Origin of the sequence: Stenotrophomonas sp. NPDC077461 (assembly GCF_049545475.1) — a bacterium.
Lineage (GTDB): Bacteria > Pseudomonadota > Gammaproteobacteria > Xanthomonadales > Xanthomonadaceae > Stenotrophomonas > Stenotrophomonas nematodicola.
In genome coordinates this window covers 1-15,658 of sequence record NZ_JBMWDO010000015.1, presented here as the reverse complement: position 1 = coordinate 15,658, position 15,658 = coordinate 1, and the positions used below count along the sequence as shown (strand labels likewise).

General features: G+C 68.0%; 16 protein-coding genes and 1 pseudogene. 12 read left to right on the top strand and 5 right to left on the bottom strand.

Annotated elements, in window-relative coordinates:
* Positions 1–85: 85 nt before the first annotated feature.
* A complete protein-coding gene (locus tag ACPEH8_RS19175; protein ID WP_165699836.1) occupies positions 86–820 on the bottom strand; it encodes a thioesterase II family protein in 735 nt (244 codons plus the stop codon).
* A 326-nt stretch (positions 821–1,146) separates the two neighbouring features.
* On the bottom strand, positions 1,147–1,485 hold the full coding sequence (locus ACPEH8_RS19170; protein ID WP_017355232.1) for a HesB/IscA family protein: 339 nt from the start codon (positions 1,483–1,485) through the stop codon (positions 1,147–1,149).
* 132 nt (positions 1,486–1,617) lie between these two features.
* On the opposite strand from ACPEH8_RS19170, the gene asnS reads away from it, so the two are divergent.
* The 12 genes from asnS (at position 1,618) to ACPEH8_RS19110 (ending at position 12,343) form a co-directional block, all read left to right on the top strand.
* Entirely contained in the window at positions 1,618–3,012 is a 1,395-nt protein-coding gene (gene asnS / locus ACPEH8_RS19165) for an asparagine--tRNA ligase (protein ID WP_017355231.1), read from the top strand.
* A gap of 24 nt (positions 3,013–3,036) precedes the next feature.
* Positions 3,037–3,342 (top strand): hypothetical protein, encoded by a 306-nt coding sequence (locus ACPEH8_RS19160; RefSeq protein ID WP_136003401.1) that lies wholly within the window; start codon positions 3,037–3,039, stop codon positions 3,340–3,342.
* A complete protein-coding gene (locus tag ACPEH8_RS19155; protein ID WP_017355229.1) occupies positions 3,339–3,653 on the top strand; it encodes a hypothetical protein in 315 nt (104 codons plus the stop codon). The genes ACPEH8_RS19160 and ACPEH8_RS19155 overlap by 4 nt, the downstream gene beginning before the upstream one ends.
* Positions 3,654–3,659: 6 nt before the next feature.
* Positions 3,660–4,298 (top strand): FMN-binding negative transcriptional regulator, encoded by a 639-nt coding sequence (locus ACPEH8_RS19150; RefSeq protein ID WP_017355228.1) that lies wholly within the window; start codon positions 3,660–3,662, stop codon positions 4,296–4,298.
* 74 nt (positions 4,299–4,372) lie between these two features.
* A complete protein-coding gene (gene can, locus ACPEH8_RS19145; RefSeq protein ID WP_017355227.1) occupies positions 4,373–5,035 on the top strand; it encodes a carbonate dehydratase in 663 nt (220 codons plus the stop codon).
* 25 nt (positions 5,036–5,060) lie between these two features.
* Complete coding sequence (locus ACPEH8_RS19140; protein ID WP_017355226.1) at positions 5,061–5,588, top strand: 3-hydroxyanthranilate 3,4-dioxygenase; 528 nt, start codon at positions 5,061–5,063, stop codon at positions 5,586–5,588.
* A gap of 370 nt (positions 5,589–5,958) precedes the next feature.
* Positions 5,959–7,236 carry a kynureninase gene (gene kynU, locus ACPEH8_RS19135; RefSeq protein ID WP_423667840.1) on the top strand — a complete coding sequence of 426 codons (1,278 nt, stop codon included), beginning with the start codon at positions 5,959–5,961 and terminating at the stop codon, positions 7,234–7,236.
* Positions 7,237–7,246: 10 nt separating this feature from the next.
* Positions 7,247–8,614, top strand: a complete 1,368-nt coding sequence (locus tag ACPEH8_RS19130; protein WP_136003396.1) for an FAD-dependent oxidoreductase — start codon at positions 7,247–7,249, stop codon at positions 8,612–8,614.
* Positions 8,614–10,056, top strand: coding sequence for an exodeoxyribonuclease I (gene sbcB, locus ACPEH8_RS19125; RefSeq protein ID WP_136003394.1), 1,443 nt, complete (start codon positions 8,614–8,616; stop codon positions 10,054–10,056). Before ACPEH8_RS19130 ends, sbcB begins: the two co-directional genes overlap by 1 nt.
* The gene (locus tag ACPEH8_RS19120; RefSeq protein ID WP_017355222.1) at positions 10,053–10,739 is read left to right on the top strand and encodes a DUF2461 domain-containing protein; all 687 of its coding nucleotides are present in this window, start codon (positions 10,053–10,055) and stop codon (positions 10,737–10,739) included. The genes sbcB and ACPEH8_RS19120 overlap by 4 nt, the downstream gene beginning before the upstream one ends.
* 5 nt (positions 10,740–10,744) lie before the next feature.
* Positions 10,745–11,740, top strand: a complete 996-nt coding sequence (locus ACPEH8_RS19115; RefSeq protein ID WP_026070643.1) for an aldo/keto reductase — start codon at positions 10,745–10,747, stop codon at positions 11,738–11,740.
* Between the two features lie 63 nt (positions 11,741–11,803).
* Entirely contained in the window at positions 11,804–12,343 is a 540-nt protein-coding gene (locus ACPEH8_RS19110; RefSeq protein ID WP_136003392.1) for a DUF2939 domain-containing protein, read from the top strand.
* A gap of 48 nt (positions 12,344–12,391) precedes the next feature.
* On the opposite strand, the gene ACPEH8_RS19105 is transcribed toward ACPEH8_RS19110, so the two are convergent.
* From ACPEH8_RS19105 to ACPEH8_RS19095, 3 genes and pseudogenes are all read right to left on the bottom strand, one after another.
* Positions 12,392–13,336 carry a 5'-nucleotidase gene (locus ACPEH8_RS19105; RefSeq protein ID WP_017355219.1) on the bottom strand — a complete coding sequence of 315 codons (945 nt, stop codon included), beginning with the start codon at positions 13,334–13,336 and terminating at the stop codon, positions 12,392–12,394.
* A gap of 49 nt (positions 13,337–13,385) precedes the next feature.
* A complete protein-coding gene (locus ACPEH8_RS19100; protein ID WP_136003389.1) occupies positions 13,386–14,156 on the bottom strand; it encodes an NAD kinase in 771 nt (256 codons plus the stop codon).
* A 300-nt stretch (positions 14,157–14,456) separates the two neighbouring features.
* Positions 14,457–15,658: pseudogene (locus ACPEH8_RS19095) on the bottom strand (NAD-glutamate dehydrogenase); the annotation flags it as partial.

Sequence of the window (15,658 nt, the reverse complement as noted above, 5' to 3'; positions counted from 1 at the left end):
CCCTTCCCCGTCGGTGCCTGTCATGGCATCGAAGCGCTCCCCCACTGTTGCGATACGGATGCGCACCCCACGGCGCGCCTGTTGCTCAGCCCGCTGCGCAGGCTGTTTCCACCACCGTTCCACGTCCCACCGACGACAACAGCCGTTGGCCGATGCGCGCCCCCAATACCGGCAGCATCTGGTCGACGTAGAAGTGCCCACCGGGGAACATGTCCAGCTCGGTGGGGCCGGCAAAATGCTGTGCCCATTGCGCAAGCTGCGCGCGGTCTGCGGCGTGGTCCGAGAGTCCGCCCATTACCGTGGCCGTGCACGGCAGCGGTGCCGCGTCGGCGTGGACGTAGCGCTCGTTGAGCTGGAAATCCGCGCGCAGAATGGGCAGCAGCAGTTCCAGCAGTTCCTCATGTTCGAGCACGGCCGACGGCGTTCCCTCCAGGCTGCGCAGTTCACGCAGCAGCTCGTCGCGCGGCAACCCGTGCAGGGCGCGGCGCGGGCCGGCGAGATGCGGCGCACGGCGGGCGGAGAGGAACATATGCAGCGGCATCGGTGCGCCACGCTCACGGAGTTCGCGGGCCACACAGAACGACATCAGCGACCCCAGGCTGTGGCCAAGGAAGGCGAAGGGACGGTCCAGCCACGGCAGCAGATCATCGACGATCGCCGCGACCGCAACGGGCATGTCCACGTGCAGGTCTTCAGACAGCCTGGACTCGCGCCCCGGCATCTGGATGGCCATCATCTGCACGTCCCGGGACACATGCGGCGTCCACTTGCGGAACACCGACGCACCGCCACCGGCGAATGGAAAACAGAACAATCTCACGCGGGCGTCGTCGTTGCGCGCAAGCGCAATGACAGAACGCGCACTTCCCTGCTCGACCTTGTGCATCCTTCCCCCTCAACGACCCGGACGGGACGCGTCCGGCAGCCATACAACTCCATTGAAGCTGCGCTGTTCGCGGCGCGTCGTGCGAGCCCGGACAGCGGTACTGCACACGGCAATTCCCCTGCCGCGCGAAAGATCCCGAAAGGCAATGTAGATCGACAATTCGCGATCAACACCTTTCTTCAATCCAATAGGGTTTTATCGATATGTGATGGCAATGTCAAGGCAAACACGGGCCACGACAGAGCGGCGCACGCGGATGCTCAGCGATGCGCGTCGTCGGTGGTGAAACTCTCTCCGCAACCGCATTCGGCCGCTGCATTCGGGTTCCTGAACGTGAAGGTTTCGCTCAATCCCTGCTTGCCGTAATCGATCACCGTGCCGTCCACCAGCGGCAGGCTCTGGGCGTCCACGTAGATCCGGACCCCCTCCTGCTCGAAGACGCTGTCGCCCTCCCGCTCATCACGGGCAAGGTCGGTGATGTGGCCCCAACCTGAACAGCCCGTCCGGGTCACGCCGAACCGCAGGCCGAGCGCGCCCGGCGTGCCGGCGACAAAGCGCTGGACGCGCTGGAGGGCGATCGGGGTCAGGCTGACGGCCATGTGCAGTGCTCCGGGAAGGGACTTGACGATTATAGAGGACACCGGTACCGCAGAAATGCCTCGCAAGCGGAACACTGCAGCCGGTAAACTCTCCCGTTCACAGATCGAGTCGATCAACAGAGGATTCAAGTCATGACGGTGGTCAGCGTTGAACATGCGCTTGCCGGGAAGATCCCGGAAGGCGGCGAGGCAACCGTACGCGGTTGGGTACGGACGGTGCGCGGGTCTGCGGCGCTTGCCTTCGTCAATGTCACCGATGGCTCCTGCTTCGCCCCCATCCAGGTGGTGGCCAATGACACGCTGGCCAATTTCGACGCCGTCAAGGGCCTGACCCCGGGCTGTTCGGTCATCGCCCGCGGCACCCTGGTCAAGTCCCAGGGCAAGGGCCAGTCCTTCGAGATCCAGGCCAGCGACATCGAGATCGTGGGCCTGGTCGAGGACCCGCTGACCTACCCGATCCAGCCCAAGCCGATGAGCGCGGAGTTCCTGCGCGAAGTGGCGCACCTGCGCCCGCGCACCAACCTGTTCGGCGCCGTCACGCGCATCCGCAACTGCCTGTCCCAGGCCGTGCACCGGTTCTTCCACCAGAACGGGTTCAACTGGATCAGCACCCCGATCATCACCACGTCCGACGCCGAGGGCGCCGGCCAGATGTTCCGGGTCTCGACCCTGGACATGGCCAACCTGCCCCGCAACGAAAAGGGCGAGGTCGATTTCAGCCGTGATTTCTTCGGCAAGGAAACCTTCCTGACCGTGTCCGGCCAGCTCAATGTCGAGGCCTACTGCCTGGCGCTGAGCAAGGTGTACACGTTCGGCCCGACCTTCCGCGCCGAGAACTCCAACACCACCCGCCACCTGGCCGAGTTCTGGATGATCGAGCCGGAGATCGCCTTCGCCGACCTGGCCGAAGACGCGCGCCTGGCCGAGCAGTTCCTGAAGTACCTGTTCCGTGCGGTGCTGGACGAGCGTGGCGATGATCTGGCCTTCCTGGCCGAGCGCGTGGACAAGAACGCGATCACCAAGCTGGAGGCGTTCATCAATGCCCCGTTCGAGCAGATCGACTACACCGAGGCGGTGAAGCTGCTGCAGAACTCGGGCAAAAAGTTCGACTTCCCGGTCGAATGGGGCCTGGACCTGCAGACCGAACACGAGCGCTGGCTGACCGAGGAGCACATCGGCCGCCCCGTGGTCGTGACCAACTACCCCGAGCACATCAAGGCGTTCTACATGCGCCTCAACGACGACGGCAAGACCGTCGCCGCGATGGACGTGCTGGCGCCGGGCATCGGCGAGATCATCGGCGGCAGCCAGCGCGAAGAGCGCCTGGACGTGCTCGACGCCCGCATGGCCCAGTTCGGCCTGGACCCGGCGCACTACGGCTGGTACCGCGATTTCCGCCGCTACGGGTCGGTCCCGCACGCCGGTTTCGGTCTCGGCTTCGAGCGCCTGGTGGTATACGTGTGCGGGCTCGGCAACATCCGCGACGCCATCCCCTACCCGCGTGCACCGGGTACGGCCGAGTTCTGATCCCACCACGGAGGCACCGAGCCCATGACCCTGTTCTTCGCGCTGTGTTTCGTCGGCGTGGCGATCGCCGGGTTCAGTGCCTTCGTGATCTTCTGGCCGCTGACCCTGGTGCACATCCGCGACCGCCACCCGGCGCTCGCCGAACGCTTCGGCAGCGGTGCCTTCCTGCGCCCGGATGCGCTGCGCTGGCTGCTGGGCCGCGACTACCGGCTCAGCACGGACCGCTCGTTGTCGGGGCTGGCCGCCCCGGCATGGGTTTCCCTGCTGACCCTGTTGGCCGGGCTGGGCATGGCCGCCCTGCTCTGGCTGCTTTCGATGGTAACGACATGAACGACGACACCTCCCACCGCGACGAGTGGTTTCTTGCCAGCCTCGGCAACACGCTGATCTGGGCCCGCCTGCGCATCCGGCCAGCCGGCACCGCCGAGGTGCTGGACAGCGACGGCAACACCCTGAGCTACGACAGCGAGGACACTGCGCGCGCGCAGCTGTTCGACGCCGAGTTCGTCGCCTACGACGGCCTGGACGAGGAGGACGCACTGATCCGCGGCTTCTCGCTGCACGAGGTGGCGCCGCCGCAGGCCGCCAGCGACGCCGACCTGCACGGCCGGATGGTGCAGAGCCTCGGCGCCCGCGCCTGACCCACCATGTTCATCCCGTCCGCCTTCGCTGAGACCGACCTGATCTGGCTGGACCGGCTGCTGGCGCGCGACGCGTTCGTGACCCTGCTGACCACCGGTGCCGATGGCCTGCCCCAGGCCACGCGGCTGCCGGTACTGTACCGGCGCGACGGCGAGGACATCCTGATCGAGGGCCATTGGGCCCGGCCCAACCCGCAGGCCGGCCACGCCGGGCCCGCGCTGCTGCTGGTGCATGGCCCGCACGCCTATGTGTCGCCGGGCTGGTACCCCGACAAGGAGGCCCAGGCCCGCGTCCCGACCTGGAACTACGCGGCCGCCGAACTGCGCGGCGTGCTCGAGCCGGTGGACGACCCGGACGCACTGATCGCCATGCTCGACGGCCTCAGCGCGCGCCATGAAGCCGGCGTGGGCGGCGACTGGGACCTGCAGCCGATCGACCCGCGTCAGCGTCGGATGCTGGCGGGCATCGTCGGGTTCCGCTTCCGTCCCGACCAGGTGCAGATCAAACTCAAACTCAGCCAGAACCATCCCGAGGCCAACCAGTGCAGCGTGATCGACGCGCTGTCGGCGCTTCCGGCCCCCGCGTCGCAGGAGCTGGCGCAGTGGATGCGCTGGCGCCGCGACGAACGTACCACCGCCAACTGACCTTCCCGTTTCCCGCGACGACGCGACCACCCCGGCCGCGCCTTGCCCCCACCCGACGTCAGGGACTCCGCACCATGAAAGACATCCACAAACTGCTGCAGAACAACCGCGAATGGGCCGACCGCATCGAGAGGGAAGATCCCGAGTTCTTCCACCAGCTCGCCAAGCAGCAGCACCCCGAATACCTGTGGATCGGCTGCTCCGATTCGCGCGTGCCGGCCAACCAGATCATCGGGATGGCGCCGGGTGAAGTGTTCGTGCACCGCAACGTCGCCAACGTCGTGGTGCACACCGACCTCAACTGCCTGAGCGTCATCCAGTACGCGGTGGACCAGCTCAAGGTCAAGCACATCCTGATCGTCGGCCACTACGGCTGCGGCGGCGTGCACGCCAGCCTCAACAACACCCGCGTCGGCCTGGCCGACAACTGGCTGCGGCACGTCGGCGATGTCGCGCAGAAGCATGCCGCGATCATGGATGCCATCGACGAGCCGGACCTGAAGCACGCACGGCTGTGCGAGCTGAACGTGATCGAACAGGTGGTCAACGCCTGCCGTTCCACGATCGTGCAGGATGCCTGGGCCCGCGGCCAGAAGCTGATGGTGCACGGCTGGGTCTACAGCCTGAAGGACGGCCGAGTGCGCGAGATGGGCATTGACGTCGGCGCCCCCGACGAGCTGCAGGCAGCCTACGAAAAGGCCTTGTCCTACGTCCCGCGCCACGGCCGCCGCGACTGACCGCCGCTCTTACGGAACCGCCACCATGCTCCCCTCCCCCATCAATCTGCTGGCCTGGATCGAGGAACACCGCCACCTGCTCAAGCCGCCGGTGGGGAACAAGATGATCGAGAACGGCGACTTCATCGTGATGGTCGTCGGCGGGCCGAACAGCCGCACCGACTACCACTACGACGAGGGTCCGGAGTGGTTCTATCAGCTCGAGGGCGAGATGGTGCTGAAGGTGCAGGAAGACGGCGCGGTACGCGACATCCCGATCCGCGCCGGTGAGATTTTCCTGCTGCCCGGCAAGGTGCCGCATTCGCCGCGTCGCCCGCCGGGCGGCGTTGGCCTGGTGGTCGAGCGCAAGCGCCTGGCGCATGAGCAGGATGGCCTTATGTGGTTCTGCGAACAGTGCAACCACAAGCTGTATGAAGAGTATTTCGCGCTCGAGAACATCGAAACGGATCTGCCGAAGGTGTTCGCCCGCTACCACGCCTCGCTGGAGCTTCGCACCTGCGGAGCCTGCGGGCACGTGGACCCGCTGCCGGCCAAGGTCGCCGTCGAGGGCTGACGCCGCGCCTGCGGCCTGCGAGGGGCGCGCTGTGGTGCATGCGCCTTCCGCTTTTTCCGTGCGCGCCGATACGCGGTGTCCGGGCGGGGTGCGGCTGGGGTGACGCGACCCTTCGCCGCATGGATGCGGCGATGGAGCTTACGGGGACGTACGTGCAGCCTGTCCCGGCACCCCAGACGCATTCCGCCACCCTGCGGCGTTGGCGGCGACGTTGCTGTCGCTGTTGCGCACCGATGCGCTGCGGGCGCGGAAGGGAGAGCAACCGGGCAGAGCCCGGCGCCACGGGGTGAAGCTGTGGAGCGGTGGGTGGTCGAGCCCGGGCGGCCCGGCAGCCGGTAAACTGTCGGTCACTGTCACCGCCGGTCGCACCATGTCCGAGATCCTCAGCCGCACCCATGCCGTTGCCCTGGACGCCGCCGATCCGCTGCGCGCCATCCGCAGCGAGTTTGTGTTCCCCCAGCACAACCACCGCGACCAGACGTACTTCGTCGGCAATTCGCTGGGCCTGCAGCCGCGTGGCGCGCGTGCGGCCGTCCAGGAGGTCATGGACAAGTGGGCCAGCCTGGCCGTTGAAGGCCACTTCACCGGCGACACCCAGTGGCTGCGCTATCACCGCCTGGTGAGCGAACAGCTGGCCCGCGTCGTCGGCGCGCTGCCCAGCGAAGTGGTGGCCATGAACACCCTGAGCGTGAACCTTCACCTGATGATGGTCAGCTTCTACCGGCCCACCGCCGAACGCCCCGTCATCCTCATTGAAGCCGGCGCGTTCCCCACCGACCGTCACGCGGTCGAATCGCAGATCCGCTTCCACGGCTTCGATCCGGCAACGGACCTGGTCGAAGTGCAGCCGGACGAACCCAACGGCACCCTGTCGCTGCAGGCCATCGAGCGCGCCATCGTCGCGCACGGCCCCCGCCTCGCCCTCGTCCTCTGGCCTGGCGTGCAGTACCGCAGCGGCCAGGTCTTCGACCTGGATGCCATCACCCGCATGGCCCGTCTGCAGGGCGCCCGCGTCGGCTTCGATCTTGCCCACTCGGTCGGCAACGTCCCGCTGCAGCTCCATGACATCGCCCCCGACTTTGCCGTGTGGTGCCACTACAAGTACCTCAACGCCGGTCCGGGCGCCGTGGCCGGCTGCTTCGTCCACGAACGCCACCACCGCGACACCACCCTGCCGCGCTTCGCCGGCTGGTGGGGCCATGAAGAAGCCACCCGCTTCAAGATGGCCCCCCAGTTCGTGCCGGCCGTCGGCGCCGAGGGCTGGCAGCTCAGCAACCCCCCGGTGCTCGGCCTCGCGCCGTTGCGCGCCTCCCTCGACGTCTTGGACAAGGCCGGTGGCATCGATGCCATGCGCACCAAATCGCTGCGCCTGACCGGCATGCTCGACGCCCTCGTCCGCGCGCGCCTGCCCGGCGTGCTGCAGGTGCTGACCCCCGCCGAACCCGAACGCCGCGGCTGCCAGCTCTCCCTGCGCGTAACCGGCGGCCGCGAGCGTGGCCGCAGCCTGTTCGAGTACCTGCAGACCGTCGGCGTCCTTGGCGACTGGCGCGAGCCCGACGTCATCCGCATCTCGCCCACCCCGCTGTACAACCGCTACCTCGACCTGCACCACTTCGTCGAGGAAGTGGAAGCCTGGGCCGGCCTCTAAGGACACTGTCTTGATCGCAACCCCCTCCCGCTCGCTGAGCATCATCGGCGCTGGCCTGGCTGGTTCCCTGCTGGCCATCCTGCTGTCGCGCCAAGGCTGGCGGATCACCCTGTACGAGCGCCGCGGCGACCCCCGCATCAGCGACTACGAGTCCGGCCGCTCGATCAATCTTGCCCTCGCCGAACGCGGCCGCAACGCCCTGCGCCAGGCCGGCGTCGAAGACGCGGTGATGGCCAAGGCCGTGATGATGCGCGGGCGCATGGTCCATCCGCGCGACGGCGCAGCGCAGCTGCAGCGCTACGGCCGTGACGACAGCGAAGTCATCTGGTCCATCCACCGCAAGGACCTCAACACCACCCTGCTGCAGCTGGCCGAGGACGCCGGTGCCTGCGTGCACTTCCACCGCCGCCTGCATACGGTGGACTTCGACGCCGGCTACGCGCGCTTCATCGACGATCGCGACGACCAGCCCCACGACATCCGCTTCGACACCCTGATCGGTGCCGACGGCGCCGGCTCGGCCCTGCGCGCGGCGATGAACCGCAAGCAGCCGCTGGACGAGCGCATCGAGTTCCTCGACCACTCCTACAAGGAACTGGAGATTCCGCCGGGCCCGGACGGCAGCTTCCGCATCGAGGCCAACGCCCTGCACATCTGGCCGCGCGGCCACTACATGTGCATCGCCCTGCCCAATGACGAAGGCACCTTCACCGTCACCCTGTTCCTGCCCAACACCGGCGACCCCAGCTTCGCCACCACCACCACCGGCGCCCAGGCCGAAGCCCTGTTCGCGCGCGACTTCCCCGACGCACTGCCGCTGATCCCGAACCTGCGCCGCGACTGGGAAGAGCATCCCCCCGGCCTGCTCGGCACCCTGCACCTCACGCATTGGCACCTGCAGGGCCGCGCCGTACTGCTCGGCGATGCCGCCCATGCAATGGTTCCCTTCCACGGCCAGGGCATGAACTGCGCGTTCGAAGACTGCGTCGCCCTTGCCGGGCACCTGCTCCAGCAGGACACCCTCGCCGAGGCGTTCGCCGCCTTCGAACGTGACCGCAAGCCCAACGCCGAGGCGATCCAGCAGATGGCGCTCGAGAATTACCTGGAAATGCGTGACCGCGTCGCCGACCCGGCCTTCCTGCTGCAGCGCGAGCTCGAACAGGCCCTGCAGGCCCGCTGGCCGACGCGCTTCGTGCCGCATTACACGATGGTGACCTTCCTGCACACGCCCTATGCGGTCGCCCTGGCGCGCACCGACCTGCAACGGCGCATCCTTGAGGATGCCACTGCCGGCCACGACAGCCTGGACCACATCGACTGGGACGCACTCGAGCGCATCGTGCACGCGCAGCTGCCGGTGCTGGAGGGCGCACACTGATGGCGGCCGACAGCTTCCTGTTCTACGACCTGGAGACCTTTGGCCAGGACCCGCGCCGCACCCGCATCGCGCAGTTCGCCGCGATCCGTACCGACGCCGACCTGCGCGTCGTCGACGAACCGGTGAGCTTCTACGTCAAGCCGGCCGACGACCTGCTGCCCTCACCCGTCGCCACCCTGATCACCGGCATCACGCCGCAGCATGCACTGGCCCAAGGCGTCAGCGAGGCCGAGGCCTTCTCGCGGATCAACGACCTGATGGCGCGCCCCGGCACCTGCACGCTGGGCTACAACACGCTGCGCTTCGACGACGAGTTCGTCCGCCACGGGCTGTTCCGAAACTTCTACGACCCGTACGAGCGCGAGTGGCGCAACGGCAACTCGCGCTGGGACCTGCTGGACATGCTGCGGCTGGTGCACGCGCTGCGCCCCGACGGCATTGTGTGGCCGCAGCGCGAAGACGGCGCCACCTCGTTCAAACTCGAACACCTCGCCCTGGCCAATGACGTCCGCCAGGGCGATGCGCACGAGGCATTGTCGGACGTGCACGCCACCATCGGCATGGCGCGGCTGTTCAAGCAGTCGCAGCCGCGGCTGTGGGAGTACGCGCTGAAGCTGCGCGACAAGCGCTTCGTCGCCAGCCTGCTCGACGTGGACGCCCTGCAGCCGGTGCTGCATGTGTCCATGCGCTACCCGGCCCAGCGCATGTGCGCCGCGCCGGTGCTGCCCATCGCGCGGCATCCGTACATCAACAACCGGATCATCGCGCTGGATCTGGAGGGCGACATCGACGGCCTGCTCGCGCTGCCGGCCGATACGCTGGCCGCGCGCCTGTACACGCGCGCGGCGGACCTGGCCGAGGGCGAGCAGCGTGTGCCGCTCAAGGAAGTGCACCTGAACAAGGTGCCGGCCCTGGTCGCATGGAACCACCTGCGCCCGGCCGACCATGCCCGTCTGGGCATCGATGCCGCCGCAGTGGACGCCAACGCCGCACGGGTACGTGAGGCCGGTCCGGCGCTGGTCGAGAAGGTCCGGCAGGTGTACGGCGGCGAGCGCACGGCCACCGTCAGCGACGTGGATGCCTCGCTGTATGACGGCTTCCTCGCCGACGGCGACAAGGCCCTGATGCCCCGCCTGCGCACCAGCCCGCCGTCGGAGCTGGCCGGTTTCGCCGAGCGCCTGAAAGATCCGCGCATGCCCGAGCTGCTGTTCCGCTACCGGGCGCGCAACTACCCGCAGACGCTGGATGCCGCCGAGCGCGGGCGCTGGAACGACTACCGGCGGCAGCGCCTGCTGGGCGACGCCGCGCTGGGCGAACAGACCCTGCCGGCGTTCCGTGCGCAGCTGGACAGCCTGGCCATCGAACATGCCGCCGATCCCGCCAGGCTGGCCCTGCTGTCTCAGCTCGGCGACTGGGGCACCCACCTGGAGCAAAGCCTGTGAGCAGTTATTTCACTCCCGCCAGCTTCACCTTCCTGCGCGGGCTGGCGCGCCACAACGACAAGACCTGGTTCAACGACCACAAGCCGGCCTACGAAGAACATGTCCGCCAGCCGTTCCTGCGCCTGATTGCCGACCTGCAGCCGGACCTGGCCACGATCAGCCCGCACTTCCGCGCCGACCCGCGCGGCGTGGGCGGGTCGCTGTTCCGCATCTACCGCGATGCGCGCTTCTCCAACGACAAGTCGCCCTACAAGACCTGGCAGGGTGCCCGCCTGTTCCATGAGCGGCGCAGGCAGGTGCCGGCACCGTCGTTCTACATCCACCTGCAACCGGGCGAGAGTTTCGTCGGTGCGGGCCTGTGGCACCCCGAGCCGGCCACGCAGCGCAAGGTGCGGCACTTCATCGTCGACAATCCCGGCAGCTGGAAGGCCGCCGCGCACGCGCCGGCGCTGCGGAAGAAGTTCGATTTCGAGGAAAGCGAGAAGCTGGTGCGCGCACCGCGTGGCTTCGACGCCGACTTTGAATTCATCGACGATCTCAAGCACCGCAATTGGGTGTTCTGGCGCGCGCTGGACGACGCCACCATGACCGGTCCGCGTCTGCGCCAGACCCTCGCGGCCGACCTGGCCACGCTGGCGCCGTTCGTGGACTACCTGTGCGCCGCGCTGGACCTGGAGTTCTGAGCACGATGACCAGCCCGGTCGCGCCGCCACCGATGACCTACCGCGCGCTGGGCAGCAGCGGGCTGCAGGTCTCGCAGATCGGCCTCGGCTGCTCGGGGTTCTGGGGCAACCGGCGTTTTCCGGAGGCCGAGGCCGAACGCATCGTGCGCCGCGCCCTGGAGCGCGGGGTCACGCTGTTCGATACCGGCCACAACTACGCGGCCTTCAACGCCGAACCGCGGCTGGGGCGTATCCTGCAGCGGGCATTCGCTACGCATCCGCGCGATGGCCTGGTGATTTCCAGCAAGGCCGGCACCCTGACCGGCCAGGCCGGCATCAGCGGTGCCGAGCAGCGCGATTTCTCTCCCGCTGCCATCGAACGCAGCTGCGCCGCCTCGCTGCGCAACCTGCACTGCGACCACCTGGATATCTTCCAGCTCCACGGCATCGGCCTGGAGCAGATCAGCGATGAGCTGCTGACCGCGCTGGAGCGCATGCGGCGCAGCGGGATGTTCCGGCTGCTTGGCATCAATACCCATACCGGCGCGGTGATGCGACACCTGGCCGAACGCCGCGGTCCCTTCGACGTCGCCCTGATCGACTACAACGCCCTGCAGCAGGACCGGGAACCGGTCATCGCCGCCATGCACGCCGCCGGCATCGGCGTGCTCGCCGGCACCGTGCTGGCCCAGGGCCACCTGCTTCCGGCCCGGCCGCGCGTGCCCCGGCTGGCCGATGCGTGGTACCTGGCGCGGGCTTGGCTGAAGCCTTCCAGTCGGGCCTTGATGCGCAGCGCCAAGGCGATGCAGCGCACGATCGCCCGCGTTGGCTCGCAGGCACCGGCGCAGACAGCCTTCGCCTACGTCCTGCAGAACCCCGCCGTCGCCTCTGGCGTGCTCGGCACCACCCGGGTTGCGAGTCTGGATCAGGTGCTGGACACCCGCGTGGACATGCTGGCGCCGCAGGAGCGCGAGCGGCTGGTGGCCACCTTCCAGCAGACTGGCGCGTCGCCGAGCCAGTAGCCTTCACGTCGGCTGACGCGTGCTGCGGCAAGCTGCTGTCGTTCTCCTGGAGGCCGCCACGGCATGAAGAAACTCCCCTGGCTCGTGCTTGCCGTCGTCGTCCTGCTCGCCGGCGCCTGGTTCAGTGGCCCGTACCTCGCGGTGCGCGGCCTGGCCCAGGCCATCGAAACCCGCGACACCACCCGGCTCGACCGTTACGTCGACTTCCCGCTGCTGCGCGCCAATCTGCGCGCACAGCTCAACGACTATGTCGTCCGCCGGGCCGGCCCGGAGCTGCAGTCGAACAGGATCGGCGCGCTGCTGTTGTCGGCCAGCCAGACGCTCACCGGCACCGCCGTGGATGCGATGGTGACCCCGACCGGCATCGATGCCCTGCTGCAGGGACACACGCTGTGGAAGCGCGCCAGCAATGATCTGGACAGCACCGACGCCTACGCCGCGCCACGCGCCGCGCGACCGCTGCAGGGCGCCGAGCACCATTTCGAATCGCTGTCGCGCTTCACCGCCACCACGCACACGCCGGACGGCACACCGGTGGTCTTCGTGCTGCAGCGCCACGGGCTGCGCTGGAAACTGGTGAACATCGTGCTGCCGCTGCAGTGAGTGTTCAGGGCGTCCCGACCGACGGTCGTGACCCGCCCTCTACCCGGCTCAGTCGTTGGCCACGCCATGCGGAACATGACCAGCCGCCACGCTCTGGTGCTGGCGGGCGCTGTCGATGTTGTGCTGCGAATCATCGAAGAAGATGTCCGCGCCGAACGCTTCCAGGAACGGCCCCTTGTGACGCCCGCCCAGGAACAGCGCCTCGTCCAGGCGCACGCCCCACTCGCGCAGGGTGCGGATCACCCGCTCATGCGCCGGCGCGGACCGCGCGGTGACCAGCGCCGTGCGGATCGGCGCGTCTTCGCCGGACGGGAACACCGCCTGCAGGGTGTGCAGCGCCGACAGGAAGTTGCGGAACGGGCCGCCGCTCAGGGGCTCGCGTGCATTCTCGCGCTCATGCCGGCCGAAGGCTTCCACCCCCTGTTCGCGCGAAATACGCTCGCTTTCATCGCCGAAGATCACCGCGTCGCCATCGAAGGCGATGCGCAGCTGCCCGGCGGGCCGGCCCAGATCAAGCTGCTCGGCGGCGGCGATGGTTTCGCCCGGGGGCTTGGGCAGGATCGTGGCGGCAGCGATGCCGTGCAGCAGCGCCCGCCGCACCGACTCGGGGTTGGCCGACAGAAAGAGATCGGTGCCGAACGGCTTCACGTACGGCCAGGTCGGTTCGCCGGCGGTGAACGTGGCCCGGATGATGCCCAGCCCGTAGTGCTGGATAGAGTTGAAAATGCGCAGCCCGGTATCGGCCGAGTTGCGCGACAGCAGGATCACCTCCACCCGCGGCGACTCCGGCGACTGCCCCTGGTTGAGCGCCAACAGCTTGCGCACCACCGGGAAGGCCACGCCGGGGCGCAGCACATCGTCCTCGTGCTTGCGCTGGTACTCGGCATAGGCATCCACGCCTTCCGCCTCGAACAGCGCGTGGCCTTCTTCCAGGTCGAACAGGGCGCGCGAGGTCACGGCCACGGTCAGCAAGCGGGGGGTGTTGTCGCCCATGTCGGTCAGCCATCCAATGCGGCCAGATCGGCCGGCCAGCTATTGTCCGTCAAAACATGAACTGTTCGCTGAGGATCCGGTCTTCCAGGTTGTGTTCGGGGTCGAACAGCATCGTCACCCGGCGCTCGCGCGACTCGCGGATGGTCACTTCGACCACGTCGCGGGTCTCGTGGGAATCGGCGGTGACGCTGACCGGACGCTTGTAGGGATCGAGCACGCGGAAGCGTACTTCGGTATCGGCCTTGAGGATCGCGCCACGCCAGCGCCGCGGGCGATAGGGTGCCAATGGCGTCAGGGCGATGGTGTGCGAGCCCAGCGGCAGGATCGGGCCATGCGCGGAATAGTTGTAGGCGGTGCTGCCGGCCGGGGTGGCGACCAGTACGCCGTCGCCGATCAGCTCGGCAACCCGCTCCTGGCCATTGAGATCGATGCCGATATGCGCGGCCTGGCGGGTCTGGCGCAGCAGGGAGACGTCGTTATAGGCCAGCGAGCCGGTGGTCGTACCCGATTCGGTCAACGCCAGCATCTCCAGCGGGCGCAGGTTGGCCGGCTCGGCGGCCGCCAGCCGCGCCGGCAGGTCGTCGTCACGGAACTGGTTCATCAGAAAGCCCACGGTGCCCAGCTTCATGCCGAACACTGGCTTGCCCAGTGCGCCGTGGCGGTGCAGGGTCTGCAGCAGGAAGCCGTCACCGCCCAGCGGGCACAGGACATCGGCCTCCTCGGGCGGGCATGCGCCGTAGCGGGCCAGCATCAGCGCCAGGGCCTGCTGCGCGGGCTCGGTGCTGCTGGCCAGAAAAGCGATGCGGGGGGTGTCGCTCATGGAAAGTCCGGGTAAGGCATACGACCGAAGCATACCCGGTCGACGCATAGACACGTATGGCGTGTTACAGGCTGTTCCCAAGGCCACCGATCCACTGTCCAGGGGCCGTCGGGTGCGGGGGTGCGGGACCGTAGAGAACATGGGTGTTTTCTACGAGCCCCCAGGGATGGGTTTACGGCGTGTCCCGTACCCCCGCACCCGGCGGCCCTCAGACAGTGGGTTGCCAGATCAACACGCCGTCGCCCCAAAGAAAAGGCCCCGCCGAAGCGGGGCCCTTTCGTTCTCACGCGTCAGCGCGGGTTACGCGCCGTGCGCGGCCAGCTGACCCAGGCGCTGCACCGCGACCGACACGGTCGGGTAGTCCAGGGTCTTCTGCTCGGCCAGTTCGGCCAGCATCGACAGGGTGAAGCGCAGGCTGCTGTCGTCACGGCCGATCCAGGCGGCGACCTTGGCCTCCGCGCTGCCGCCCTTCATCGACAGCACCTGGGCAGCCAGGTTGCGGTGATGGGCGGCCAGCTCGTCGCGCAGCACGCCACGGGCCACGGCGTGCCAGCGGCCGTTGACCTCCAGCGCGTCGATCTGCTCGAACAGCCACGGCAGCTGCAGGGCGTCGCCCAGGCGGAAGTGGATCTTGGACACGTCCACCGGCTTGAGCTTGCGGGTGCGGGCCAGTTCGATGATGTCGAACGCCGGTTCCAGGAACTGCAGCTCCGACAGCTGCTGTGCCAGTGCCGGCGGCAGACCCTTCTCCTTCCACTCCTGCACGCTCGCCTCGTAGGCCGGGCGCTGGGAGTCCGGCAGCACGCCGGAGGCCACGCGGATGTCGTTGAACGCCGCCTGGTAACGGTTCACCGCCTCGGTGATGCCCGGCATCGCGCCGGGGCGCGACAGCAGCCAGCGCACGAACGAGCGCTGCAGCTTCCAGATGACTTCCAGCGCATCGATCTGCACCGACTCCGGCAGAGTGCCGTCGAGGGCGTCGATCTGCGCCCACAGGGCGCGCGCGTCCAGCGTTTCACGGCTGATCGTGTACGCCTTGGCAACCTCGGCAATGCTGCGGCCGGTGTCTTCCTGCATGCGCATCAGGAAGGTGGCGCCCATGCGGTTGATGGTCTGGTTGGTCACGGCCGTGGCGATGATCTCGCGCTTCAGGCGGTGACGTTCCATCGCATCGGCATACTTCTTCTGCAGCGGCGTCGGGCTCTACGGCTGCAGTTCCTTGGACAGGTACGGATCTTCCGGAATGTCCGAATCCAGCAGCTGGGCGAACGCCACCAGCTTGGAGTAGGACAACAGCACCGACAGCTCCGGACGGGTCAGGCCCTGGCCACGCGCCTTGCGTGCCGACAGCTCCGCGTCGGACGGCAGGAACTCGATCTGGCGATCGAGCAGACCCTGCTGCTCCAGCGTGCGGATGAAGTGCTGCTTGGAGCCCAGGCGCTTGACCGCCATCCGCTCCATCAGGCTCAGGGCCTGGTTCTGGCGGTAGTTGTCGTTGAGCA